Annotated in this window: 23 protein-coding genes and 1 tRNA gene; 11 read left to right on the plus strand and 13 right to left on the minus strand. The window is 62.1% G+C overall.

Annotated features, from left to right (window positions below):
- Nucleotides 1–127: 127 nt before the first annotated feature.
- Nucleotides 128–203 (minus strand) — tRNA-Thr (locus tag G6N78_RS16030).
- 155 nt (nt 204–358) lie between these two features.
- Between G6N78_RS16030 and G6N78_RS16035 the strand changes: the two genes are divergently transcribed.
- Nucleotides 359–1,132 carry an NAD kinase gene (locus tag G6N78_RS16035; protein WP_165220204.1) on the plus strand — a complete coding sequence of 258 codons (774 nt, stop codon included), beginning with the start codon at nt 359–361 and terminating at the stop codon, nt 1,130–1,132.
- Nucleotides 1,133–1,205: 73 nt separating this feature from the next.
- Here G6N78_RS16035 and prfB read toward each other — a convergent pair.
- The 3 genes from prfB to G6N78_RS16050 form a co-directional block, all read right to left on the minus strand.
- A protein-coding gene (gene prfB / locus G6N78_RS16040) for a peptide chain release factor 2 (RefSeq protein ID WP_165220206.1) occupies nt 1,206–2,337 on the minus strand; the annotation gives its coding sequence in 2 pieces (ribosomal slippage) (nt 1,206–2,267 and nt 2,269–2,337; 1,131 coding nt in all).
- Nucleotides 2,338–2,451: 114 nt separating this feature from the next.
- Nucleotides 2,452–4,905, minus strand: a complete 2,454-nt coding sequence (locus tag G6N78_RS16045) for a penicillin-binding protein 1A (RefSeq protein ID WP_165220208.1) — start codon at nt 4,903–4,905, stop codon at nt 2,452–2,454.
- Between the two features lie 368 nt (nt 4,906–5,273).
- Entirely contained in the window at nt 5,274–6,518 is a 1,245-nt protein-coding gene (locus G6N78_RS16050) for an N-acetylmuramoyl-L-alanine amidase (RefSeq protein WP_165220210.1), read from the minus strand.
- 656 nt (nt 6,519–7,174) lie between these two features.
- Here G6N78_RS16050 and G6N78_RS16055 point away from each other — a divergent pair.
- The 6 genes from G6N78_RS16055 (at nt 7,175) to aat (ending at nt 14,209) form a co-directional block, all read left to right on the plus strand.
- Nucleotides 7,175–10,192: an Rne/Rng family ribonuclease gene (locus tag G6N78_RS16055; protein ID WP_165220212.1), complete on the plus strand. Its 3,018-nt coding sequence runs from the start codon at nt 7,175–7,177 to the stop codon at nt 10,190–10,192.
- 192 nt (nt 10,193–10,384) lie between these two features.
- Complete coding sequence (locus G6N78_RS16060) at nt 10,385–11,149, plus strand: DsbA family protein (protein WP_165220214.1); 765 nt, start codon at nt 10,385–10,387, stop codon at nt 11,147–11,149.
- A 138-nt stretch (nt 11,150–11,287) separates the two neighbouring features.
- On the plus strand, nt 11,288–11,728 hold the full coding sequence (aroQ, locus tag G6N78_RS16065) for a type II 3-dehydroquinate dehydratase (RefSeq protein WP_165220216.1): 441 nt from the start codon (nt 11,288–11,290) through the stop codon (nt 11,726–11,728).
- Nucleotides 11,729–11,750: 22 nt separating this feature from the next.
- Nucleotides 11,751–12,227, plus strand: a complete 477-nt coding sequence (gene accB / locus G6N78_RS16070; protein WP_165220218.1) for an acetyl-CoA carboxylase biotin carboxyl carrier protein — start codon at nt 11,751–11,753, stop codon at nt 12,225–12,227.
- Nucleotides 12,228–12,236: 9 nt separating this feature from the next.
- Nucleotides 12,237–13,586, plus strand: coding sequence for an acetyl-CoA carboxylase biotin carboxylase subunit (gene accC / locus G6N78_RS16075; RefSeq protein ID WP_165220220.1), 1,350 nt, complete (start codon nt 12,237–12,239; stop codon nt 13,584–13,586).
- Nucleotides 13,587–13,588: 2 nt separating this feature from the next.
- The gene (aat, locus tag G6N78_RS16080) at nt 13,589–14,209 is read left to right on the plus strand and encodes a leucyl/phenylalanyl-tRNA--protein transferase (protein WP_165220222.1); all 621 of its coding nucleotides are present in this window, start codon (nt 13,589–13,591) and stop codon (nt 14,207–14,209) included.
- A gap of 38 nt (nt 14,210–14,247) precedes the next feature.
- On the opposite strand, the gene G6N78_RS16085 is transcribed toward aat, so the two are convergent.
- The 3 genes from G6N78_RS16085 to G6N78_RS16095 form a co-directional block, all read right to left on the minus strand.
- The gene (locus G6N78_RS16085) at nt 14,248–14,673 is read right to left on the minus strand and encodes a DUF2155 domain-containing protein (protein WP_165220224.1); all 426 of its coding nucleotides are present in this window, start codon (nt 14,671–14,673) and stop codon (nt 14,248–14,250) included.
- 113 nt (nt 14,674–14,786) lie between these two features.
- Nucleotides 14,787–15,185: an NADH:ubiquinone oxidoreductase subunit NDUFA12 gene (locus G6N78_RS16090; protein WP_165220226.1), complete on the minus strand. Its 399-nt coding sequence runs from the start codon at nt 15,183–15,185 to the stop codon at nt 14,787–14,789.
- A 98-nt stretch (nt 15,186–15,283) separates the two neighbouring features.
- Nucleotides 15,284–15,751 carry a GNAT family N-acetyltransferase gene (locus tag G6N78_RS16095; RefSeq protein WP_165220228.1) on the minus strand — a complete coding sequence of 156 codons (468 nt, stop codon included), beginning with the start codon at nt 15,749–15,751 and terminating at the stop codon, nt 15,284–15,286.
- A gap of 201 nt (nt 15,752–15,952) precedes the next feature.
- Here G6N78_RS16095 and G6N78_RS16100 point away from each other — a divergent pair, with 201 nt between their 5' ends.
- Nucleotides 15,953–16,378 carry a hypothetical protein gene (locus G6N78_RS16100; RefSeq protein WP_165220230.1) on the plus strand — a complete coding sequence of 142 codons (426 nt, stop codon included), beginning with the start codon at nt 15,953–15,955 and terminating at the stop codon, nt 16,376–16,378.
- A 12-nt stretch (nt 16,379–16,390) separates the two neighbouring features.
- On the opposite strand, the gene G6N78_RS16105 is transcribed toward G6N78_RS16100, so the two are convergent.
- From G6N78_RS16105 to G6N78_RS16115, 3 genes are all read right to left on the minus strand, one after another.
- Nucleotides 16,391–16,891 (minus strand): GNAT family N-acetyltransferase, encoded by a 501-nt coding sequence (locus G6N78_RS16105; protein WP_165221894.1) that lies wholly within the window; start codon nt 16,889–16,891, stop codon nt 16,391–16,393.
- Nucleotides 16,892–16,990: 99 nt separating this feature from the next.
- The gene (gene gatB, locus G6N78_RS16110) at nt 16,991–18,496 is read right to left on the minus strand and encodes an Asp-tRNA(Asn)/Glu-tRNA(Gln) amidotransferase subunit GatB (protein WP_165220232.1); all 1,506 of its coding nucleotides are present in this window, start codon (nt 18,494–18,496) and stop codon (nt 16,991–16,993) included.
- A 110-nt stretch (nt 18,497–18,606) separates the two neighbouring features.
- The gene (locus G6N78_RS16115; protein ID WP_165220234.1) at nt 18,607–19,116 is read right to left on the minus strand and encodes a GNAT family N-acetyltransferase; all 510 of its coding nucleotides are present in this window, start codon (nt 19,114–19,116) and stop codon (nt 18,607–18,609) included.
- 268 nt (nt 19,117–19,384) lie between these two features.
- Here G6N78_RS16115 and G6N78_RS16120 point away from each other — a divergent pair, with 268 nt between their 5' ends.
- The 3 genes from G6N78_RS16120 (at nt 19,385) to G6N78_RS16130 (ending at nt 20,222) form a co-directional block, all read left to right on the plus strand.
- Complete coding sequence (locus G6N78_RS16120; protein WP_165220235.1) at nt 19,385–19,642, plus strand: YjhX family toxin; 258 nt, start codon at nt 19,385–19,387, stop codon at nt 19,640–19,642.
- Nucleotides 19,643–19,783: 141 nt separating this feature from the next.
- The gene (locus tag G6N78_RS16125) at nt 19,784–20,020 is read left to right on the plus strand and encodes a BrnT family toxin (RefSeq protein WP_234905821.1); all 237 of its coding nucleotides are present in this window, start codon (nt 19,784–19,786) and stop codon (nt 20,018–20,020) included.
- A complete protein-coding gene (locus G6N78_RS16130) occupies nt 19,971–20,222 on the plus strand; it encodes a BrnA antitoxin family protein (protein ID WP_165220236.1) in 252 nt (83 codons plus the stop codon). Before G6N78_RS16125 ends, G6N78_RS16130 begins: the two co-directional genes overlap by 50 nt.
- 82 nt (nt 20,223–20,304) lie before the next feature.
- On the opposite strand, the gene gatA is transcribed toward G6N78_RS16130, so the two are convergent.
- The 3 genes from gatA to G6N78_RS16145 all read right to left on the minus strand — a co-directional run bounded on the left by gatA (nt 20,305) and on the right by G6N78_RS16145 (nt 22,983).
- Nucleotides 20,305–21,786, minus strand: coding sequence for an Asp-tRNA(Asn)/Glu-tRNA(Gln) amidotransferase subunit GatA (gene gatA, locus G6N78_RS16135; protein WP_165220238.1), 1,482 nt, complete (start codon nt 21,784–21,786; stop codon nt 20,305–20,307).
- Between the two features lie 55 nt (nt 21,787–21,841).
- Nucleotides 21,842–22,129: an Asp-tRNA(Asn)/Glu-tRNA(Gln) amidotransferase subunit GatC gene (gatC, locus tag G6N78_RS16140; protein ID WP_165220240.1), complete on the minus strand. Its 288-nt coding sequence runs from the start codon at nt 22,127–22,129 to the stop codon at nt 21,842–21,844.
- A 149-nt stretch (nt 22,130–22,278) separates the two neighbouring features.
- Entirely contained in the window at nt 22,279–22,983 is a 705-nt protein-coding gene (locus tag G6N78_RS16145) for a metal-dependent hydrolase (protein WP_165220242.1), read from the minus strand.
- Nucleotides 22,984–23,158 lie beyond the last annotated feature (175 nt).

Below are 23,158 nucleotides of genomic sequence, written 5' to 3' on the forward strand. Positions count from 1 at the left end.
ATCTAGGAGAGAGAGTGTAACCGGCACTGAAAGAATTGCTTCAATTTGAAGCTATTCTCGTTTTTTCTAATGCAACCGCAAGCAGGACACTCAGAATGTCGTGGCGTCTTGATGTTGGGAGAGAAAATGGTGCCCCCGGCAGGGTTCGAACCCGCGACCCCCTGATTACAAATCAGGTGCTCTACCAACTGAGCTACAAGGGCATGTGGCGAGGGAGTTAGCATATTCTGCCCGCGTGTAAAGGGCAGAATGTGACAAAAAACAAACGCATGGGCGTCAAGGACCGTTGCGGCCCGCTCAAGGCTTGTCGCGGCCTCGTTTTTTCCTGTACCAAGGCTTCGACGCGAAAGGGGCGCCGATGTCTTTGAACAGCTTGAGACTTTCCTTCCTGGCCTCGTCCGCGCCGGAGGCGCAGTCTGCGCTTGACGAACTCTCGCGGCTTTACGGCCAGCACGAGATCGCTGACGCCGACGTGATCGTCGCGCTCGGCGGCGACGGGTTCATGCTGCAGACCCTGCACCAGACGATCAACAGCGAAAAACGCATCTATGGCATGAACTGCGGCTCCGTCGGCTTCCTGATGAACGACTACCGGGTCGACGACCTGCACCGGCGGATCGAGGAGGCGGTGGAGAACGATTTTCATCCGCTCGAGATGCGCACCAACAATGCCGACGGCACCACGTCGATCGCGCTCGCCATCAACGAGGTCTATCTGTTCCGCCAGTCCTACCAGGCGGCCAAACTGCGGGTTACGATTGACGGCCACGTGCGTCTCGGCGAGCTGATCTGCGACGGCCTGATGATTGCAACGCCCGCCGGTTCGACCGCCTACAACCTCTCCGCCCACGGGCCGATCCTGCCGCTGGAGGCACCGCTTCTCGCCATGACACCCGTCAGCGCGTTTCGCCCGCGGCGCTGGCGCGGCGCGCTCCTCCCCAACAAGGTCTGCGTCGAGCTTGACATCCTCGAGCCCGACAAACGGCCGGTGAACGCGGTGGCCGACAATACCGAGATCAAGAGCGTGCTTTCGGTGCGGATCGCCGAATCGACGGTGAAGACCGCGCGCATCCTCTCCGATCCCGATCACTCCTGGTCGGAGCGTATCCTGGCAGAGCAGTTTTCCTACTGACACGCGCCCCGAATCGAAAACGGCGCGTCCGAAGACACGCCGTTTCGCCGATTCGTATTGACTGGGAGGTGCCTCAGTCGATGTCCGAGACTTCGGCACCCGCGCCGCCATTGATACGGTGGGCAAGTGCCGCTTCCATGAACTCGTCCAAATCACCGTCAAGCACGTCACCGGGTGCCGTGCTTTCGACGCCCGTGCGCAGATCCTTCACCAGCTGATAGGGCTGCAGAACGTAGGAGCGGATCTGGTGTCCCCAGCCGATGTCCGTCTTGGAGGCGGCTTCGGCATTGGCGGCATCTTCCCGCTTCTTCAGTTCCTGCTCGTAGAGACGGGCCCGCAGCATGTCCCAGGCTTTCGCCCGGTTCTTGTGCTGGGAGCGCTCCTGCTGGCAGGCCACCACGATCCCGGTCGGCAAGTGCGTGATGCGCACGGCCGAATCGGTGGTGTTGACGTGCTGGCCACCGGCGCCGGACGAGCGGTAGGTGTCGATACGGCAATCGCTTTCGTTCACCTCGATCTGGATCGTGTCGTCGATCACCGGATAGACCCAGATGGACGAGAAGGATGTGTGGCGGCGCGCATTGCTGTCATAGGGCGAAATCCGCACCAGGCGATGCACGCCCGATTCGGTCTTCAGCCAGCCATAGGCATTGTGGCCCTTGACGAGGATCGTCGCGGATTTGATGCCGGCTTCGTCGCCGTCATGCACTTCCAGCACTTCGACCTTGAAACCGGAACGCTCGGCCCAGCGGCTGTACATGCGCAGAAGCATGTTCGCCCAGTCCTGAGATTCGGTGCCACCCGCGCCGGAATGCACTTCGACATAGGTGTCGTTGCCATCGGCCTCGCCGGACAGCATGGCTTCCACCTGGCGGCGGGAGGCCTCCGTCTTCAGCGCCTTCAGCGCCTCCTCGGCATCGCGCACGACGCTGTCGTCGCCTTCTTCCTCGCCGAGTTCGATGAGCTCGACATTGTCCTTCAGCTGCTGCTCGAGCGACTTCACGCCGCTGATCGCATCGTCCAGTTGCTGGCGCTCGCGCATCAGCTTCTGGGCTTCGGACGCATCATTCCAGAGGGTGGGATCCTCGGCCTTGTTGTTCAACCAGTCCAGTCGTCTTACCGCCTGGTCCCAGTCAAAGATGCCTCCTCAGCAGGCTTACGGCCTGCTTGATGTCGTCGATGATATTCAGGGTTTCATTGCGCATTGTGTCGTCTTTGTCCTTTCGGCCAGATGGGGGCGTGCATAGTGGCAGGGGCGCGCGATGTAAAGCCCGCGGGCGGGTTCACACCCCCACGGGCTCCTCATTCGTGACGTCGTCTCAGAAGAGGCCGCCGGCGCCAGAGGTCACCGCCTGCTGCGCCTGCGGCGAGGATTTCAGGATCTCTTCGGGTGCCACCTGATCATCCATGCCGATCACCGAGAAGGTATCGGCCGGTCCGGTGCCGGGCTTGAATGCTTCGATGATCGTGTCCGGCTCGCCTTCCAGCGCGAACATGCCGGTCTTTCGGTTGACGGCGATGAACTGCATGCCTTCCGGCACCTGGAATTTGCTCGGCGGCGTCACCTTGGCGGCCTGCGCCAGGAAATCGCCGAAGATGGGCGCGGCAAGTCCGCCGCCCGTGCCGCCACGCCCCAGCGGAGCCGGCGTATCGAACCCGATATAAAGGCCGGCCACCAGGTTGGGCGTGAAACCGACGAACCAGGCGTCCTTTTCATCATTGGTGGTGCCGGTCTTGCCGGCCACCGGACGGTCCTTGACCGGGATCTTGCCGGCAGCCGTTCCGCGGGTGACGACACCTTCCATCATTGAGGTGATCTGGTAGGCGGTCATCGGGTCGAGAACCTGCTCGCGATTATCCACCAGCGTCGGTTCGTCCTGATTGGCCCAACTGTTGAAGTTGCAGCCCTCGCAGGTGCGTTCCTCATGGCGGAAGATCGTCTTGCCGAACCGGTCCTGGATGCGGTCGACGAGCGTCGGCTTGATCTGCTTGCCGCCATTGGCGATCACCGCATAGGCCGAGACCATGCGCAGCACGGTCGTCTCACCGGAGCCGAGCGACATCGACAGGAGCGGCGCCATCTTGTCGTAGATGCCGAAGCGTTCGGCATATTCGGCGACAAGGTCCATGCCCATGTCGTTAGCAAGGCGAACCGTCATCTGGTTGCGCGACTTCTCGATGCCGGTGCGCAGCGTCGAGGGGCCGGCCGAATCGCCGCCATAGTTTTCCGGACGCCAGACCTGGCCGCCGGAGACGACCTCGATCGGCGCGTCGAGGATAACGGAGGCCGGCGTATAGCCGTTGTCGAGTGCTGCGGCGTAGACGAGCGGCTTGAAGGACGAGCCCGGCTGGCGCATGGCCTGCGTGGCGCGGTTGAACTCCGACTGCCCGTAGGAGAAACCGCCGACCATGGCCAGAACACGTCCGGTATGCGGGTCCATCACCACCATGCCGCCCTGCACCTTCGGCGGCTGGCGCAGCTGATAGGCATTCTCCTCACCCTCGAGCGGCTCGACATAGATCACGTCGCCGGGCACCACGACGCCTTCCGGCGTCTTGGAGGTCTTGCGCTCGCCCTTGGCATCCCGGAAAGCCCAGCGCATCTGATCGGCGGCGATGAAACCCCGCTTGCGCTCCTCTTCCAGCTTGCCGCCGACGCTCTGCGGCTGCAGGCCGATATCGACGCGCGAGGCCGACACCGCCAGAACCACCGCGAGCTTCCATTCGGGCACGTCGCGGAAGGCCTGGATCTTCGACAGCGGTTCGCCCCAGTCACCATCCATGGCGATCTTCTGGATCGGCCCATGGAAACCGCGACGCTGGTCGTAATCCTCAAGTCCCTTCTGCAGCGCTGCGCGCGCCATCACCTGCAGTTGCGGGTCGAGAGACGTGCGGACCGACAGGCCGCCTTCGTACAACGCCTTGTCGCCATACTTGTCGATGATCTGGCGGCGGACTTCTTCGGAGAAATAGTCCGATGCAAAAAGCGTCGAGCCAGAGCGGCGCGGCTCGACACCGAGCGGCTGCTTCTTGGCATCCTCGGCATCGCTGACGGTAATGTAGCCATTCTCCGCCATGCGGTCGATCACCCAGTTACGGCGCTCGACAGCCGCCTTCTCGTGGCGGAAGGGATGGTAGTTGGCCGGCCCCTTCGGCAGGGCGGCCAGATAGGCGCTTTCGGCGATCGTCAGTTCGGTCACCGACTTGCCGAAATAGGTGAGCGCGGCGCCGGCGATGCCATAGGAATTCAGTCCGAAGAAGATCTCATTCAAATAGAGCTCGAGGATCTTGTCCTTGGAATAGGCCTGCTCGATGCGGAAGGACAGGATCGCTTCCTTGACCTTGCGGTCGATCGTCTGGTCGGAACTCAAAAGGAAGTTCTTCGCCACCTGCTGGGTGATGGTGGAGGCGCCTTCCGGACGACGGCCGGAGCCGATGTTCTGGACGTTGTTGACGACGGCGCGCGTCAGGCCCCAGAAATCAACGCCGGGGTGATTGTAGAAATTCTTGTCTTCCGCCGAGAGAAAGGCCGCCTTCACCCGGTCGGGGATCGCCTGGATCGGCAGGAAGAGACGCTTCTCGCGGGCATATTCGGCCATCAGCGCGCCGTTGCCGGCATGCACGCGCGTCGCAACCGGCGGCGCATAGGAGGCCAGCACCTCGTAATTGGGGAGATCTCTGGATACGCCGCTCAGGTAGACGGCCACCACCGCCGCCACCACAAGAAAGCCAGCACAGGCCAGGCCAAACAGGTATCCAATCAATCTGATCATTCGCTACTACCGCTTATTCTCTGCTGAAAGCCCAACAAGACAGAAGTCCCGCTGATGTTCCGCACTTCCGGATCGGTATTGTGAAGGCTTCGATCCGACGTCCACTGGCCCATCCCACCGCGTCGTCTGCGGGGATGGCCGTTTGACCTCATCTCAAAGCACTTTCGCATGTTTTGTGGCCTTTTGCACGGACGCTTTCCGTTGCGCAACCCCGACGACAGTGCCGACAGAATCGGGCCAGCCACCCGTTCCCCCGGAGTAACCCCGCGAATGTGAGAAAAATAGGGCCCGGACGCGTCTATTCTCCGCGATCGGCACAGGATAGAGCCCATCACACAGCTTTTGACGATCAACCGATCTTGATCCGCTCAGCCGCCGCCCGCCACCGTCTGCTCCCGGTACGTCATCACGGCATCTGTGAGACGTTCCGCCACCTTGTCGCGCCACGTCGGATCGAGCAGCTGCTTTTCGTCCTCCTCGTTGCTGAGGAAACCGAGTTCGACCAGGATCGAGGGGATATCCGGCGCGCGCAGGACCTGGAAACCGGCGGACCGGTGCGGATTGTTGATGAGGCCGATCTGGCCCTCGAAGGAGGAGACGACCCGGTTCGCGAGCGAGATGGAAAAAGCCTGCGTTTCGCGTCGCGCCAGATCGAGCAGGATGTCGGCCACTTCCGGCGGGCCGCTTTCGATGGAAAAGCCGGCCAGTTCGTCGGAAAGGTTTTCGCGCGCCGCCAGCGCCGCCGCCATCCGGTCGGAGGCGGTATCGGACAGCGTGTAGACCGTCGCGCCGCGGATGTTCTTCTGGGACAACGTATCGGCGTGCAGGGAGATAAAGAGGTCCGCGCCGCCCTGGCGGGCCAGCGTCACGCGCTGGGAGAGCGACAGAAACGTGTCGTTGCGGCGGGTCAGGAAGGCTTTGACGCCAGGCTTGCCGTTCAGATGCTCCTCCAGCGTCTTGGCGAAGGCAAGCGTCAGGTCCTTCTCCACCGTTCCGGATTTCGCACCCGTCGCGCCGCTGTCGATGCCGCCATGCCCGGCATCAACGGCAATGGTGAAGACGCTGTCGTGCGCACCATCGACCATGGGGTCGCTTCCGAGACTGCCCGATGGCGCGGGATCGGGCTGCGTCCAGCGCTGCGTGCGCACCAGTTCCGCCACGACCTCGGGCGTCGTCATCTCGGCATCGAGGACGAGGCGGTAGCCATGGCCCTCGTTCTTCTGCACCTCGGCCAGAACCAGCTTGACCGACTTGTGGGGGGTAAAGACGATGCGGGCACTCCCCTCGCCCATCGCGCCGTAGCGGATATCCTTGAAAAGCCCGCGCGGGCTCAGATCCGTGGCCGGAAAGCCAAAGGCGGTCGATGGCAGTTCGACCACGATCCGTTCGGGCGAAGCCACGTAGTGCACGGAAAATTCAGGCCGTCCGTCAAAATCGATCACGATCCGGGTGCGGGCATCATCGCCGGCAATCCGCGCGGAAAAGGCAAGCAGCGCATCGGGTTCGGCCGTCTCGGTTGCCTGACCCGACACCGGAGCAAACAGGATCGGGACCAGCAGAGCGATCATGGCGACCGCCAGCCTGCGCATCCAACCACCTTGCCGCTCCGTCATCGTGTTCGTCCCCTCGTTCATCGTCCTGCCGACCGCGTCTTGCGCTCGCGCTCCTGTCGCAGCGGGCGGCGATTCTCTGTCTATAACAGGCCGTCAAAGGCCGACACAGCCGCTCTGCCCCGCGCCTTGCCCGCCGCAACGTCTGCGGGGCCGTCTTTAAGGCGCCGAATTTGATCCATAATAAGGCAGTCCAGGCTTTCCCCTTGCTATTGTGACAGATAAAACTTACAAGGCTTTTGAGGGTTTAAGTGACGACGGGATAGTCTGTCGATAGGCTGCCAGCGTAACAGTTCTGGCGCCGCTGACCGAAGGCATCTGCCGTCATCACACTTATGCCCGAGAAACTATCCGAAACCGGCGGTGGCCGGCACAGTACCGGGTGGCTCGCCACCCATGCTCGTTGGGAGCAAATTCATCGGACCCCTGCGGGTCTACTGTATCGTCTTTCTCGTATGGTCTTTGATGTTGCGGCACCAATTGCATAACCTGGATGAGCGGATGGAGCCCAAGGCTTCGTTTAGCATTCAGTCCGCGCTGCCGCGAAACAACCCAGCGGGAACTTTCTTATCCGGCGCAACGGACGTGGAACACGACCAGCCTGTCATGATGACGGGCTCCTCGGCGTATGCTCGTCCGCGCCGAGGAGCACACATTCAATGGCAGACAAAATGCTTATCGACGCGTCTCACAAAGAGGAGACACGCGTAGTCGTCGTTCGGGGCAACCGAATTGAAGAGTTCGATTTCGAATCACAACATAAAAAACAGATCCGCGGCAACATCTACCTGGCAAAAGTGACGCGCGTCGAACCGTCGCTTCAGGCAGCCTTCGTTGACTACGGCGGCAACCGCCACGGCTTCCTGGCCTTTGCCGAAATCCATCCCGATTACTACCAGATCCCGCTCGCCGACCGTCAGGCTCTCCTGCAGGCGGAAATGGAAGACCAGCGCAAGCAGTCCGACAACGGCGATCACGACGTCGAACCGACCGTCGATCTGTCCAAGGCAGAACAGCCCGATCTCGGCATCGTCGCACAGGTCGAGGCGGCTCTCGGAACCGAGAGCAACGAAACACCTTCAGAACCTGCCGCTGAGGCCGAAGCGCCGACAGCCGAGCCCGCCGAAGCTGACGCCGTTGCCGCCGAGGCGGAGAAGCCGAAGGCAAAGCCGCGCCGCACCCGTTCCCGCAAGAAGGTCGCAGAGCCGGCAGCAGACGAAGCAACCACGGAGGCCGCCGCGGCAACGACGGCTGAAGCCACCGTCGATGCCGACGACAACAGCACGCCGGACAGCATGGCGGCGATGATCGAGACCGACGCCATCTCCGAAGATGTCCGTGGCCGCGGCCATGACGACGACGATGATGACGACGACGATCACGAGAAGGAAGAAATCGAATCGGTCGGCGCCGAAGATGCGATGGAAGAGGTTCCGGATCGCGTCTACCGCAAGCCGCGCAAGCAGTACCGCATCCAGGAAGTCATCAAGCGCCGGCAGATCCTGCTGGTGCAGGTGGCCAAGGAAGAGCGTGGTAACAAGGGCGCGGCACTGACCACCTACCTGTCGCTCGCCGGCCGTTATTCCGTCCTGATGCCGAACACGGCGCGCGGCGGCGGCATTTCCCGCAAGATCACCCAGCCGACGGACCGCAAGCGCCTGAAGGAAATCGCCCGCGAGCTCGACGTGCCGCAGGGCATGGGCGTGATCCTGCGCACCGCCGGCGCCAACCGCACCCGCGTCGAGATCAAGCGCGACTTCGAATACCTGATGCGCCTGTGGGAGAACGTCCGCACGCTGACGCTGAACTCGATTGCGCCCTGCCTCGTCTACGAGGAAGGTTCGTTGATCAAGCGCTCGATCCGCGACCTGTACAACAAGGACATTTCCGAAATCGTCGTGGCCGGCGAAGACGGCTATCGTGAAGCCAAAGACTTCATGAAGATGCTGATGCCGAGCCATGCCAAGGTGGTTCAGCCCTACCGCGACATCCATCCAATCTTCTCGCGCTCCGGCATTGAGGCGCAGCTCGACCGCATGCTGCAGCCGCAGGTGACGCTGAAGTCCGGCGGTTACCTGATCATCAACCAGACGGAAGCGCTGGTGGCGATCGACGTCAACTCCGGCCGTTCGACCCGCGAGCATTCGATCGAGGAAACCGCGCTCCAGACGAACCTGGAAGCCGCGGAAGAAGTGGCACGCCAGCTTCGCCTGCGCGATCTCGCCGGCCTCATCGTCATCGACTTCATCGACATGGAAGAAAAGCGCAACAACCGCGCTGTCGAGAAGAAGCTGAAGGACTGCCTGAAGAACGACCGCGCCCGCATCCAGGTCGGCCGCATCTCGCATTTCGGCCTTCTGGAAATGTCGCGCCAGCGCATCCGCGCCAGCGTTCTCGAATCGACCACCCAGGTCTGCTCGCATTGCGGCGGCACGGGCCATGTCCGGTCGCAGTCTTCCGTTGGCCTGCACGTCCTGCGCGGCGTCGAGGAATACCTGCTGAAGAACACCACGCACGATATCACCGTGCGCACCACGCCGGACACGGCGCTCTACCTCTTGAACCACAAGCGGGCGACGGTGGTGGATTACGAAAAGCGCTTCGGCGTTTCGATCTTCATCGAATCCGACGGCTCCCTCGGTTCGGCGCATTTTGCGATCGATCGTGGTGAAGCAGTCGCCAATCCGATCCGCATCGAGACCCTGATGCAGTTCGCCGCCCTGCCGGAGGATGAGGACGACGATATCGTTGACCTCGTCGAGGACGAAGAGGACGAGATCGAAGCTGCACCGGCGGCCAGCGCCCCGCAGGAAAGCCGCAGCACCAGCGACGAAGAGAACGGAAATCGCAAGCGCAAGCGCCGCCGTCGTCGCCGCAACCGCAATCGCAACGGCGAAGCCTCCGGTCAGGCGAACGAGGACGGCAGCGATGACGCCTCGGACGACGACGAGGACGGTGATGTCGAGGGCGACGACGACAACGGTGTTGCAACCGCTGCCGGCGTTTCGGATCAGGACGGCGAGAGCGAAGAAAGCCAGCGCCGCAAGCGCCGCCGTCGTGGCAAGCGTGGCGGCCGCCGCAACCGTCAGGGCGAAGAAGGCTTCGCTGGCGACGGTGAAAACGGTGGCGAGGACGATGGCGATGACGCCGAGGTTTCCGACGAGGCCGTCGTATCCGACGCGCCGGAGCAGGCTGCAGTTGCCGCAACGGTCGAAGACGCCGTCGCCGCACCGGTTGAGCTGGACGAAACCGTCGCCGCTGAGGCAAAGCCGGTGAAACCGCGCCGCACACGCCGTGGCAAAGCTTCGGCCGCCCCGGATGAGGCCGCCGTCGAAGCGCCTGCCGCCGTAGCCGAACCGGTTGTGGAAGCTGCTCCGACTGCAACGGAAGAACCGGTTGTCGAGCCGGCCCCCGCCGTGGCGGAAGAAGCGGTTGCCGAAGCGCCGGCTCCCGCCGCCGCGCCGGTGGAGACCGTGGCCGAAGAGGCTGGCGCCAGTGACGCTGGTGCCGCTGACGTTGGCGCCGCTGAGACGGCTGCCGAAGACGAGCGTCAGGTGCGCGCCAACCGCGCCTCGACCATCACCACCTCCGAACCGGTGGTGAAGTCGGCAGCGACGGAAGAGGGCGACGGAAAGCCGAAAAAGGCTGGCTGGTGGCAGCGCCGCGGCTTCCTTTGAGCGACACGGGACTCGATGAGTGATTGGGACGGCCGCGCAGACTGTGCGGCCGTCTTTCTTTTGCCCGCTTTGCGCGCTCTTGCGTCACAGGGGCGGCCGATCAACGCTTTTGATATGGACCGCCCGCCGGTATATGCTCACGCCAACCGGCAGAATCGCGTGGCCCCGCCGCGCCCGTCGAAGAGGATCCAGATGACGTCGCTTCCGAAGCTTTTCACCACGCTCCTGCTCGCAGGCAGCGCTCTCCTTCCGTTGGGCACGGCGGCCATGGCGCTGGACGAGCAGCAGAAGAAGGACATCGGTGCCTTCATCCGCGAATACCTGATCGCCAATCCGGAGGTCATGCTGGAGGTACAGGAAGCGCTGGAGAAGAAGCAGGAAGAGCAACGCGCGGCGCAGACGACCACCGGCATCGTCGCCAACAAGGATGCCATCTTCGCCTCCGCCGATGACATCACGCTCGGCAACCCGAAGGGCGACGTGACCGTGGTCGAGTTCTTCGACTACAATTGCGGCTACTGCAAACGCGCTCTGTCCGACATGGAGGAGATCCTGTCGGAGGACAAGAATGTCCGCTTCATCCTGAAGGAGTTCCCGATCCTGGGGCCGGATTCGATGGCGGCGCACCGGGTGGCGAATGCGGTGCGCATCCTTGCGCCGGAAAAATATCCGCAGTTCCACCGCGCGCTGCTCGGCGGCCAGACGCGGGCGACCGAGCAGACGGCACTGCAGGTCGCTGCCATGCTCGGCGTGCAGGAGGCGGATATCCGCAAGACCATGGAAGACAAGCCGAACGATCCGCAGGTGCGGGCGACCTACGAGCTTGCCAACGCGCTCGGCATCACCGGCACGCCCTTCTACGTCGTTGGTGACGAGGCTGTCTTCGGCGCCGTCGGCCATGAGGAACTGGCTGGGAAGATCGCCAATATCCGCGCCTGCGGCAAGGCGACCTGCTGATTCCCGCAGAATCTGGACCGTCTCCCCCTTAACCTTACCCCCATTTTCCGGGGAAGCCTCGCGCTTGCCGGCGCAAGGGGCTTTTCCTGCAGGGCGTGGCGGTCTATAGGAGGCGGTTGAAAGTCGACGGAAGCGTAGATGACCAAGACCATTTTCGTGCTGAACGGTCCCAATCTCAACATGCTGGGCAAGCGGGAACCGGGGATCTATGGCGGCAAGACGCTTGCCGACATCGAGGCCGATTGCAGGGCCGCCGGTGCCGAGCTCGGGCTGACGATCGATTTCCGCCAGTCCAATCACGAGGGCACCCTCGTCGACTGGCTGCACGAGGCGGCCGACAAGGCTGCGGGCGTCGCCTTCAATGCCGGCGCCTATACGCATACCTCCGTCGCACTCCACGACGCGATCCGTGCCATCTCGCCGATCCCGGTGATCGAGGTGCACATTTCCAACGTGCATGCCCGCGAGGAATTCCGCCATACATCGATGATCGCGCCTGCGGCTAAGGGCGTGATCTGCGGTTTTGGCCCCCATAGCTACATCCTGGCGCTGCAGGCGCTGAAATCCATCACGCAATAACAAGAATACAGGACCCCCATCCATGGCAGACAAGAAATCGGGTATCGATCAGGCGCTGATCCGTGATCTCGCGAACATTCTCAAGGACACGGACCTCACCGAGATCGAAGTCGAGCAGGAAGACCTGCGGATCCGCGTGTCGCGCAACATCCAGGCACCGCAATACATCCAGGCTGCCGCTCCGCAGTACGCCGCTCCGGCAGCCGCTGCCGCGCCGGCGCCGGCGGCTCCTGCCGCAGCAGCCGCACCGGCTGCCCGTGACCTGTCGAACGCCGTCACCGCACCGATGGTCGGCACGGCCTACCTGTCGCCTGCCCCGGGTTCGCGTCCCTTCATCGAAGTGGGTGCGACCGTGAAGGAAGGCCAGACGCTTCTCATCATCGAAGCCATGAAGACCATGAACCAGATCCCGGCGCCGCGTTCCGGCAAGGTGACGGAGATCATCGTCAACGATGCGCAGCCTGTCGAGTATGGCGAGCCGCTCGTTATCATCGAGTAAGGCGTCACCATGATCTCGAAAATCCTCATTGCCAACCGCGGCGAAATTGCCCTGCGCGTCCTGCGCGCCTGCAAGGAGCTCGGCATTGCGACGGTCGCCGTGCATTCCACGGCCGACGCCAATGCCATGCATGTGCGCCTTGCCGACGAAAGCGTGTGCATCGGCCCGCCGCCGTCGCGTGACAGCTACCTCAACATCCACCAGATCGTTGCGGCCTGCGAAATCACCGGCGCGGATGCCGTGCATCCGGGCTACGGCTTCCTGTCGGAAAACGCCAAGTTCGCCGATATCCTCGACGCACACGGCATCACCTTCATCGGCCCGACGGCGGAACATATCCGCCTGATGGGCGACAAGATCACCGCCAAGAAGACGGCGGTCGAGCTTGGCATTCCGGTCGTTCCGGGTTCCGATGGCGAAGTCCTGCCGGAAAACGCGCTCGAGATCGCCCGCTCGATCGGCTTTCCCGTGCTGATCAAGGCCACCGCCGGCGGCGGCGGTCGCGGCATGAAGGTGGCAAAGACCGAAGCAGACCTTGAGGAAGCCGTCTCCACGGCGCGTTCCGAGGCGCTCGCCGCCTTCGGCAATGATGCCGTCTACATGGAAAAATACCTTGGCAAGCCGCGCCATATCGAGGTGCAGGTGGTGGGCGACGGTGCCGGCAACGCCATCCATCTCGGTGAGCGCGACTGCTCGCTGCAGCGCCGCCACCAGAAGGTCTGGGAAGAGGCAAACTCCCCTGCCCTCAATGTCGAGCAGCGCATGAAGATCGGCCAGATCTGCGCCGACGCCATGAAAAAGATGAAGTACCGGGGTGCCGGCACGATCGAGTTCCTCTACGAAAACGGCGAGTTCTATTTCATCGAAATGAACACCCGCCTGCAGGTGGAGCACCCGATCACCGAAGCCATCACCGGCATCGATCTGGTGCATGAGCAGATCCGCGTCGCCTCCGGCGCCGGCCTGTCTGTCACCCAGGACGAGATCGTCTTCTCGGGCCATGCGATCGAGTGCCGCATCAACGCAGAGGATCCGCGCACCTTCGTGCCGTCTCCTGGCACGATCACGCATTTCCACGCGCCGGGCGGCCTTGGCGTACGCGTCGATTCGGGCGCCTATGCCGGCTACAAGATCCCGCCCTATTATGACAGCCTGATCGGCAAGCTCATCGTGCACGGCCGCACCCGCGTCGAATGCATGATGCGTCTTCGCCGTGTTCTCGACGAATTCGTCGTGGACGGTATCAAGACGACGCTGCCGCTGTTCCAGGATCTGGTTTCCAACCAGGACATCGCGAACGGCGACTACGACATCCACTGGCTGGAAAAGTATCTGGCGAGCGACACGGCAAAAGGATAGGCATGGCAGGGCGGCGCGGCAGATATTATCCCTCGATCACACCGGATGTTCTGCTGCGCGCCTATTCCATAGGCCTGTTTCCCATGGCCGAATCGGCAGACGACCCGGAAATCTTCTGGGTCGAGCCGGAAATGCGAGGCGTGTTGCCGCTGGACGCCTTTCATGTCTCGAAGAGCCTCAGGAAGGCGGTCAAGCGCGCCCCTTTCGACATCCGGTTCAATACCCGCTTTGAAGCCGTGATGAATGGCTGCGCGGAGGAAACCTCCGACCGCCCCAGCACCTGGATCAACACCACCATCCGCCAACTCTACACCGAACTGCACCGCATGGGCCACGCGCACAGCGTGGAAGCCTTCGAAGACGGTGAACTGGTCGGCGGGCTTTACGGCGTCTCTCTGGGGGCCGCCTTCTTCGGCGAGAGCATGTTCTCGCGGCGCACCAATGCGTCGAAGATCTGCCTCGTGCACCTGGTCGAACGTCTGAACGCCAACGGTTTTCAACTCCTCGACACGCAGTTCACCACCGAACACCTAAAGACGTTCGGAGCGATCGACGTGCCGAAGGATGAATATCTGACGTTACTGAAGGCGACGACCGAATCGCCGCACCTGCCGTTCCCCTGACCCTGCCCTTCTCCTGACAGGAGCAGACCAGGCCGTTTCTATTTCTTGGCGGAGGCCGGCGGCGGAACATCCGACTTCTGCTTGCAGCCGGTCAGCCAGACGTCATAGATCGGATGCTCGACGGCATTCAGACCCGGGCTGTCGGCAAACATCCAGCCGGTGAAGATGCGGCGGATTTTTCGGTCGAGCGTGATTTCATCGACCTCGACAAAGCCATCGACACGCTGCGCCTCGGTATCGTCGCGTGAATAGCAGACCTTTGGCGTCACCTGGAGCGCGCCGTACTGCACCGTCTCGTTGACATAGACATCGAACTTCGTGATGCGGCCGGTGATCTTGTCGATGCCGGCAAATTCCGCCACGGGATTGTCGATCCGCGCCGCCATCACGGCGTGCGAGCCTGGCAAGACCAGGAGACCGGCCGCCAGAGCCACGACAAACGGACGAACAGAAAGTTTCGGCATCAACAATCCCACCACATGGCTAAGCTGGTCCCGGACGAGACGCGGGACCAGAATGCGCTATATCGCAAATGTGGCGTCAGCGCGGAAACAGGAGCCAGACCTGAAAAGGCGCGTCAGGCGCCCGGCGTCCAGGCGTCGTAATCGCCGGTAACGCGCGGACGCTCGCCGGTGGCTTCGAGCGAGCCCTTCGGACGATAGGCGTAAGGCGTGCCCGTGAGGTTCTGGATATGCGGCTTCTGCCACTCGCGGGTCACGTAATTGTCCTTCGAGGGCGGGGTATCGGTGCGGTAATGCATCCAGCCGTGCCAACCCGAGGGAATGGCCGAGGCATCGGCATAGCCCTTGTAGATCACCCAGCGGCGCGGCAGGCCGAAGGACGTCATGCCGCCTTCATAATAGACATTGCCGAACTCGTCTTCGCCGACGCGCTTGCCGTTGCGCCAGGTGAAGAAGCGGGTACCGAGCGTCTGGCCGTTCCACCAGGTGAAGATCTGAAGAAGGAGAGTTTTCATGCGTTTCCAACGTCCTCGCGAGAGACAAGGAATGTATCCTTGTCCCGCTTATGCAATGTCGCACCGGTCTTGTCCAGCGCTTCGCGACCCGCTCCCCGCTATTTGAGCGCCATCTTGAAGCCTGCATGCGACCGATGGAAGCCTGATCGCTCATAGAAGCGGTGGGCATCGGTGCGGGCGAGATTGGAGGTGAGGTAGACGGCCTTGCAGTCGTGCCGGCGGCCCTCCTCCAAGGCATAGGCAATCATCTGGGCACCGATTCCTCGACCTCTCAGATCCGAACGGGTCTGGACCGCCTCGATGCGCATGTTGAGCGCGCCCCGGCCGGCGAGCGTGCGCAGGAACGTCACCTGGAAGGTGCCGACCACCGCATCATCCAGCGTGGCGACGAAAAGCTGCTCGTTTGATGCCCGATCGAGCGCATGGAAGGCCCGCAGATAGTCGTGATAGGCGTCCGGATCCGTGGTGTCGCCATGGCCGCCGACGGCATCATCCGCAAAGAGCGCAATCAGCTGTGGCAGGTCCTCTTCGCGGGCCCGGCGAATCACGATCTCATCTGACGTCATTGAATTATCCTCCCAAATTCCGATTGAGACTTAGGTTAGTCGCATTCGGCGCCAAGGGGAACCGATTGAACCGGTCGCGGCAGTGCTCAGACCGGATTCCTCGTGTCATGGGCCAGTGGAGAGAATCCGCACCGCACCATCTTGCCCTTGACCGGCTCTTCTGCACTATGGGTGTGACAGGGATTTCGGGGGATGTTTCTGATGTTGGCACGATGGATGATAAGCCTCTGCGCGTTTCTTTTGCTCATCTCGGGCGAGAGCAATGCTGCAGAGAACCGGCGCAAGGCCATTGCGTTTTCCTACGCACCGGAAATGAGCATGGGGCAATGCGTCGGACGCGACGTGGCAAGCGCCATGGCCTGCGCCAAGAAGAAGTGCATTGCCGAGGGTGGCACCAAGGAAGACTGCCTGGATGTCGCGGCCTGCTATCCGGCGAACTGGACCGTCGTCGTCGCCATTCAGCCGAGCGACGGCCCGTCCTGGACAGAGTTTCACTGCGGCTGGGCCAGTCGCGAGCTTGCCCTGAAGGCCGCAGAGGCCGCCTGCGACCCGGACCTCCGCCGCGACGTGATGGAGTGTGGAGCCGCCTTGCTCTACGACGAGAACGGGCGCGAATACGAACCCTGATCCAACCCGGCGTCAGGCAAACAGCTGCTTTTCCATGACCAGCGCCTCGATGCCGCTCGCCTCGCCGCCGCAGTTCTTCGTTCGGTCCACCTCGACGAAACCGAGGCGGTTGTAGAAGAAAATCGCGCGATCGTTGCGCGGTTCGACTTCGAGCCGCATGATCTCGGCATCGGGAAAGCAGGTTTCCAGCTCGGCAAAGATATCGCGGCCAATGCCCTGGCCCTGAAAGGACGGGTGCACGTACAACTGCCGCAGCAGCGCCGTCTTGGTCATTTTCTGCGACATGTCGGCGAAGCCGATGCCGCCGATCTGCCGGCCGTCGTCAGCCACCAGGTATTCGCCGTCGCGCTTGCCGATATTGGCCTTGATCGCCGCCAGCGAATGCCAGGCGGCGATGAGTTCGTTGACCTTGGCCTCGCCATAGAAGCCGTCATAGGTGGAATGCCAGGTCTCGACCAGAAGCGCGCGAATGGCTTCCGCGTCGTTCTCACTGGCACTGCGGACGAAAAACACCATGGTTCCTCCGGAAGCGGCCTCATGGCCTAACGGACACCAACAATCGGGAGGCGTCTCGCCTTCCGGCGAAACGCCGTCCTGTCGACGCGGCGGCGCTTATTCGTCCTCGATGCCGAGCTTCGACTTCACCAGCGCCTGCACCGCCTGCGGATTGGCCTTGCCGCCGGTCGCCTTCATCACCTGGCCGACGAACCAGCCGGCAAGCGTCGGCTTGGCCTTGACCTTGGCCACCTGATCCGGGTTGGCGGCGATGATGTCATCGACGGCCTTTTCGATGGCGCCGGTATCGGTCACTTGGCGCATGCCGCGGCTTTCCACGATTTCCGCCGGATCTCCGCCCTCGTTGAAGACGATCTCGAAGAGGTCCTTGGCGATCTTGCCGGAAATGGTTTCGGCCTTGATGAGATCGATGATGCCGCCGAGCTGGGCGGGCGAAACCGGAGTCTCTTCAATGCCTTTACCGGCTTTGTTCAAAGCGCCTAGCAAGTCGTTGATGACCCAGTTCGCCGCCATCTTGCCGTCGCGGCCTTCAGCCACGGCCTCGAAATAGTCGGCGATCGCCTTTTCCGACACGAGCACGGAGGCATCATAGATGGAGAGGCCGAGTTCGCGCACGAAGCGGGCCTTCTTGTCATCCGGCAGTTCCGGCAGATGCGCCTTCAGCTCGGCCACGAAGGCGTCGTCGAATTCGAGCGGCAGAAGGTCCGGATCGGGGAAATAACGATAATCATGCGCGTCTTCCTTGGAGCGCATGGAACGTGTCTCGCCCTTGCCCGGATCGAAGAGGCGAGTTTCCTGGTCGATCGTGCCGCCCTCTTCGAGAATGGCGATCTGGCGGCGCGCTTCGTATTCGATCGCCTGGCCGATGAAGCGGATCGAGTTGACGTTCTTGATCTCGCAGCGCGTGCCAAACGCTTCGCCCGGGCGGCGCACGGAGACGTTGACGTCGGCGCGCATGGAGCCTTCGTCCATGTTGCCGTCGCAGGTGCCGAGATAGCGCACGATGGAGCGCAGCTTCGTCATGTAGGCCTTGGCCTCGTCCGACGAGCGCATGTCGGGCTTCGAGACGATTTCCATCAGCGCCACGCCAGAACGGTTCAGGTCCACATAGGACATGGTCGGATGCTGGTCGTGCATGGACTTGCCGGCATCCTGTTCGAGATGCAGGCGCTCAATGCCGATCTCGATGTCCTCGAACTGGCCCTGGCGGTCGGGGCCGAGCGAGATCACGATCTTGCCCTCGCCGACGATCGGATCCTTGAACTGCGAGATCTGGTAGCCCTGCGGCAGGTCCGGGTAGAAATAGTTCTTGCGATCGAAGATCGAGCGGTTGTTGATCTGCGCCTTCAGGCCAAGACCGGTACGCACCGCCTGCTTCACGCATTCCTCGTTGATCACCGGCAGCATGCCGGGCATTGCGGCATCCACCAGCGAGACATTGGCATTCGGCGCCTTGCCGAATTCGGTGGAGGCCCCGGAAAACAGCTTGGATTTCGACAGAACCTGGGCATGCACTTCCATGCCGATGATCACCTCCCAGTCGCCGGTGGCGCCGGGAATGAAGCGTTTCGGATCAGGCGTGCGGACATCGACAATCGTCATCGGAATGGCTCTTCATGCAGTCTGTTTGGTTGATCGTCAGGTAGAGCAAATGGCGAGGGGGTGCAAGCGTTCCGACCGAGAAGCATGCGTGAGGCATCAGGCGCCGGTCGTCAGAACTCGGCGCCGTAGAGCCCGCTCTCGCTCTCGACCAGCAGTTTCGACATGCCCACCGACTGGACATCCTGATCGAGCTTCGGCGAATAGGCAACCGAGAGCCAGTTGATGTGAAAGCCGTTCTTCTCGAAGAAGGACACCGCATCGTTGTTCAGCGCATGGGTTTCGAGCTTCACCATCTCGAAATCCTGTTCGCGGATCACCTTCTCCATTTCCTGCAGCAGGACGGAGCCGATGCCGCGGCGCTGATGATCCGGATCGACCCAGAAATCGGTGATCACCTCGTCCAGGTTTTCGCGCGCCGCCCAGCCCACCGGCTGTCCGTTTTCCTCCACCACAACGATGGTCAGCCAGGAGGATTGGACAAAACCGGAAAAGGCATTGATGGCATTGTTGCGAATATCCTCATTACCGCCGATCGGCCCCATGGCCTGAGCCCAGGCGCGCAGGCCGATTTCGGTCAGCACCGCCACATCGTCTTCACGGGCATTGCGGATGGTCAGCATACTCGTTCCGTCAGGTTGCAGGAGCGAGTAGAACACCGGTGCGGCTGCTTTCCAAGCAAAACATTACGGTCAACAGGTTGAAAGCGCGGGTTTTTCTCTTTACCTTGTCGGTGAAACAGGAGTTTTGATGTCCAACTCGTCCGAGTCCCGTTAAGGGGCGGCCTGCCGAAAGCATCGCGGGCTGCCCACACAAGACCGAGCCCCGGCGCAAATCTTTGCGTCCGGACCTTTCTTGTTGTCCCAAAGGGGACCTTCGGACTTCACGACCATGGACATATCCCGCGCCGAACAGCGCATTCTCCACCTGCTCGCCCAGGGCGGCAGGATCGAACTTCCCCGCAACGCCGAGCGCAAGATCGATCACGTGCATCTCTTCACCCGCGAGGGCTGGAAGTTCGCCGGCCTCGACCTTCGGACGTTCCGCAAATTGAAGCAGAAACGCGCCATCGCCTCGAAGAACGGTCAGCCCTACCGCATCACAGAACGCGGCCTCGTTCTGGTGCGCGCCGAGCAGGACAACCGGTGACGGCGAGACCGGCGCCGGGGGATCTGGCGCCGGTCTTGTCTGTAACTACAGATGTCGTTACATTGTCGCATGATGTTCGAGTGGAACGAGACGAAAAATCGCGCCAACCTGCAGAAGCACGGCGTCTCCTTCGAAGAGGCGATGCTGATCTTCTCCGGTCCGGTTTTGACGGCGCGCGACGATCGCTTTGACTATGGCGAAGAGCGATGGATCAGCATTGGTGCGATTGCGGACCTGGTTGTCATCGTCGCCGTCCACACGGACAGAAACGGCGTAACGCGCCTCATCTCTGCGCGTTTCGCCAATCGAAAGGAAAGGCAAAGATATCATGAGCATCTCGCCGCAACGTCTGAAGGCGCTGGAAACACGAAGCAATGAGGATATCGATTACAGCGATATTCCCGAGCTCGACGAGAGCTTCTTTGCGGCCGCAGAACTTGTCCAGCCGATCGCCAAATCACAGGTGACGCTGCGCATTGATGCCGATGTCCTCGACTGGTTTCGCGCGCAGGGAAAAGGATACCAGACGCGCATCAATGCGGTTCTGAAGGCTTACATGCGCATTCAGTCGAAGCGTTAAACCCCGGCTCAAAGGCTGCACAACCGCCCCATGGCGACCGCCGACTGATCGACGGTCGCCATGGGGCGGAGGGTAAGCCCGCTTACCACCAGGCCTTCGGCGAAAACGTGCCGGCGGCCTGTTCGATGACGTGTGCGGTCTTGAACAGCGTCTCTTCCTCAAAAGCCTTGCCGATCAACTGAAGTCCCAGCGGCAGGCCTTTGGAGTCGAGACCGGCCGGCACCGAAATGCCCGGAAGGCCTGCCATGTTGAGCGTGATGGTGAAGACGTCCTGCAGGTACATTTTCACCGGATCGGCGGCCAGCTCCTTGTCGCCGATGGCAAAGGCGGAGGTCGGCGTGATCGGCGCGAGGATCGCATCCACGCCGGCGTGGAAGGCATCCTCGAAGTCGCGCTTGATCAGCGTGCGCACCTTCTGCGCCTTCAGGTAATAGGCGTCGTAATAGCCGGCGGAAAGCACGTAGGTGCCGATCATGATGCGGCGCTGCACTTCCTTGCCGAAGCCGGCTGCACGGGTCTTCTCGTACATGTCGGCAATGTCGCGGCCCTCGACGCGCAGGCCGTAGCGCACGCCGTCATACCGGGCGAGGTTCGACGAGGCTTCCGCAGGTGCGACGATGTAATAGGCCGGCAGGGCGTATTTCGTGTGCGGCAGAGAGATCTCCACCACTTCGGCACCGGCATCCTTCAGCCACTCGACACCCTGCCCCCAGAGCTTTTCGATCTCGTCCGACATGCCGTCGAGGCGATATTCCTTCGGAATGCCGATCTTCATGCCCTTCAGAGACTGGCCGAGCGCCGCCTCGTAATCCGGCACCGGAAGATCGACGGAGGTCGTGTCCTTCTTGTCGACGCCGGCCATGGATTTGAGCAGGATCGCTGCATCGCGCACGTCGCGTGCGATCGGGCCGGCCTGATCGAGCGAGGAGGCGTAAGCAACGATGCCGAAGCGCGAGCAGCGGCCATAGGTGGGCTTGATGCCGACGGTGCCGGTAAAGGCGGCCGGCTGGCGGATCGAGCCGCCGGTATCGGTGGCGGTGGCGCCGGCGCACAGATGCGCGGCAACGGCGGCCGCCGAACCGCCGGAGGAACCGCCCGGCACCAGCTTCTCATCGGAGCCTTCGGCCTTCCACGGGTTGACGGCGGGGCCGTAATAGGAGCTCTCGTTGGAGGATCCCATAGCGAACTCGTCCATGTTGAGCTTGCCGAGCATGACGGCGCCTTCGGCCCAGAGCCTTCCGGTGACGGTCGATTCGTATTTCGGCTTGAAACCGTCGAGAATGTGGCTGCAGGCCTGGGTGTGCACGCCTTCGGTGGCAAACAGGTCCTTGACGCCAAGCGGGATGCCTTCCAGCGCGCCGCCTTTTCCATCCGCCAGACGGGCGTCGGAGGCTTTCGCCATCTCGATCGCCTTGTCGGGCGTCACCGCCACATAGGCGTTCAGCGCGCCATTGGCGGCATCGATGGCCGCCAGATAGCTCTCCGTCAGTTCGACGGCGGAAATCTCGCGGGCCTTCAACTTGTCACGGGCGGCGGCGATGGTCAGGCTTTTAAGGTCGGTCATGGTGGTCAATCAGCTCAATTCGAAGACGGCGGATAAAGGTCGGAGGCGCGGGCGCTTACTCGACAACCTTCGGCACGAGGAAGAAATTCTGGTCGGTATTCGGCGCATTGGCGACAATATCGGCCGCCTTGTCGCCATCGGTCACGGCATCGGCGCGCTGGCGCATCGTGATCGGCGTGACGGAGGTCATCGGCTCGACGCCCGAGACATCCACTTCGGACAGTTGCTCGACGAAGCCCAGGATGCCGTTCAGCTCACCCATCATCCGTTCGGCCTCCTCATCGGTCACGGCAATACGGGACAGGCGCGCGACGCGCTTCACGGTGGCAAGGTCGACAGACATCATCTCTCTCCGGCTTCTGGATTTCCCTCCCGCTATAATGGCCGCATCCGGTCGGCGCAACGGGTTTGGTTTCGGCTTCTCTTGCGATCATCAGAAAAGCCGCGACCGCATTTGCGGCCGCGGCTTCGAAGTGCGGAGACCTTCGCGGATCAGATCGACAGCGTCACGCCCACCTTCGGCGTTTCCACTCGTGTCTTCAAGCCTTCCATGCCCTTCACGAAGGTGTCCGGCGTCTGCTCGATAATCGGGAAGGAGCCGTAGTGGCAGGGGATCGCATGCTTGAAATCGAAGAAGCGCTGGCAGGCAAGTGCCGCCACGGCACCGCCCATCGTGAAGCGGTCGCCGATCGGAACCAGGCCGATATCCGGCTGATGGAGTTCGTTGATCAGGCCCATGTCGGTAAAGATGTCGGTATCGCCCATGTGGAGCAGCGAGGGCTCGCCTTCGAAGTGCAGCATCAGGCCATTGGCGTTGCCGAGCGCGTGCGAGACGCCGTCCTCGGTGATCTGCGCGGATGAGTGCAGCGCCTGGGTGAAGGTGGCGGTGAAGCTACCGAAACCGACCGTGCCACCGGTATTGCCCATTTCGAGCCGGCTGACACCCTTGGAACCCAGCCAGGCGGCAAGATCGGCATTGGCGAGCACCACGGCACCGGTTTCCTGGGCAAGCGCAATCGTATCGCCCACATGGTCGCCATGGCCGTGGGTCAGCAAGATATGGGTGATGCCATCCGCCGCCATCTTGCGGTCATGTCCGGCAAAACCCGGATTGCCGGTCAGGAACGGGTCGATCAGGATCTTGGCATCCGCCGTTTCAATCCGGAAGGCCGAATGGCCAAGCCAGGTGATCTTCATGGAAAATCTCCTTGTTGTCTCTGCGATTTGGTATGAAGGCTCGGTCGGACCGAGCGGTGAACAATCAGGGCCGCCATTCCACCTTACGCAGCGCTGCGCGACGCGGATCTGTCGGGTCACGGGCTAGCATATATGTTCCCGCCTCAGTAAGGGAAGCACAGGCACGCGCCATGGG

This window comes from Allorhizobium pseudoryzae (assembly GCF_011046245.1).
GTDB classification, from domain to species: domain Bacteria; phylum Pseudomonadota; class Alphaproteobacteria; order Rhizobiales; family Rhizobiaceae; genus Neorhizobium; species Neorhizobium pseudoryzae.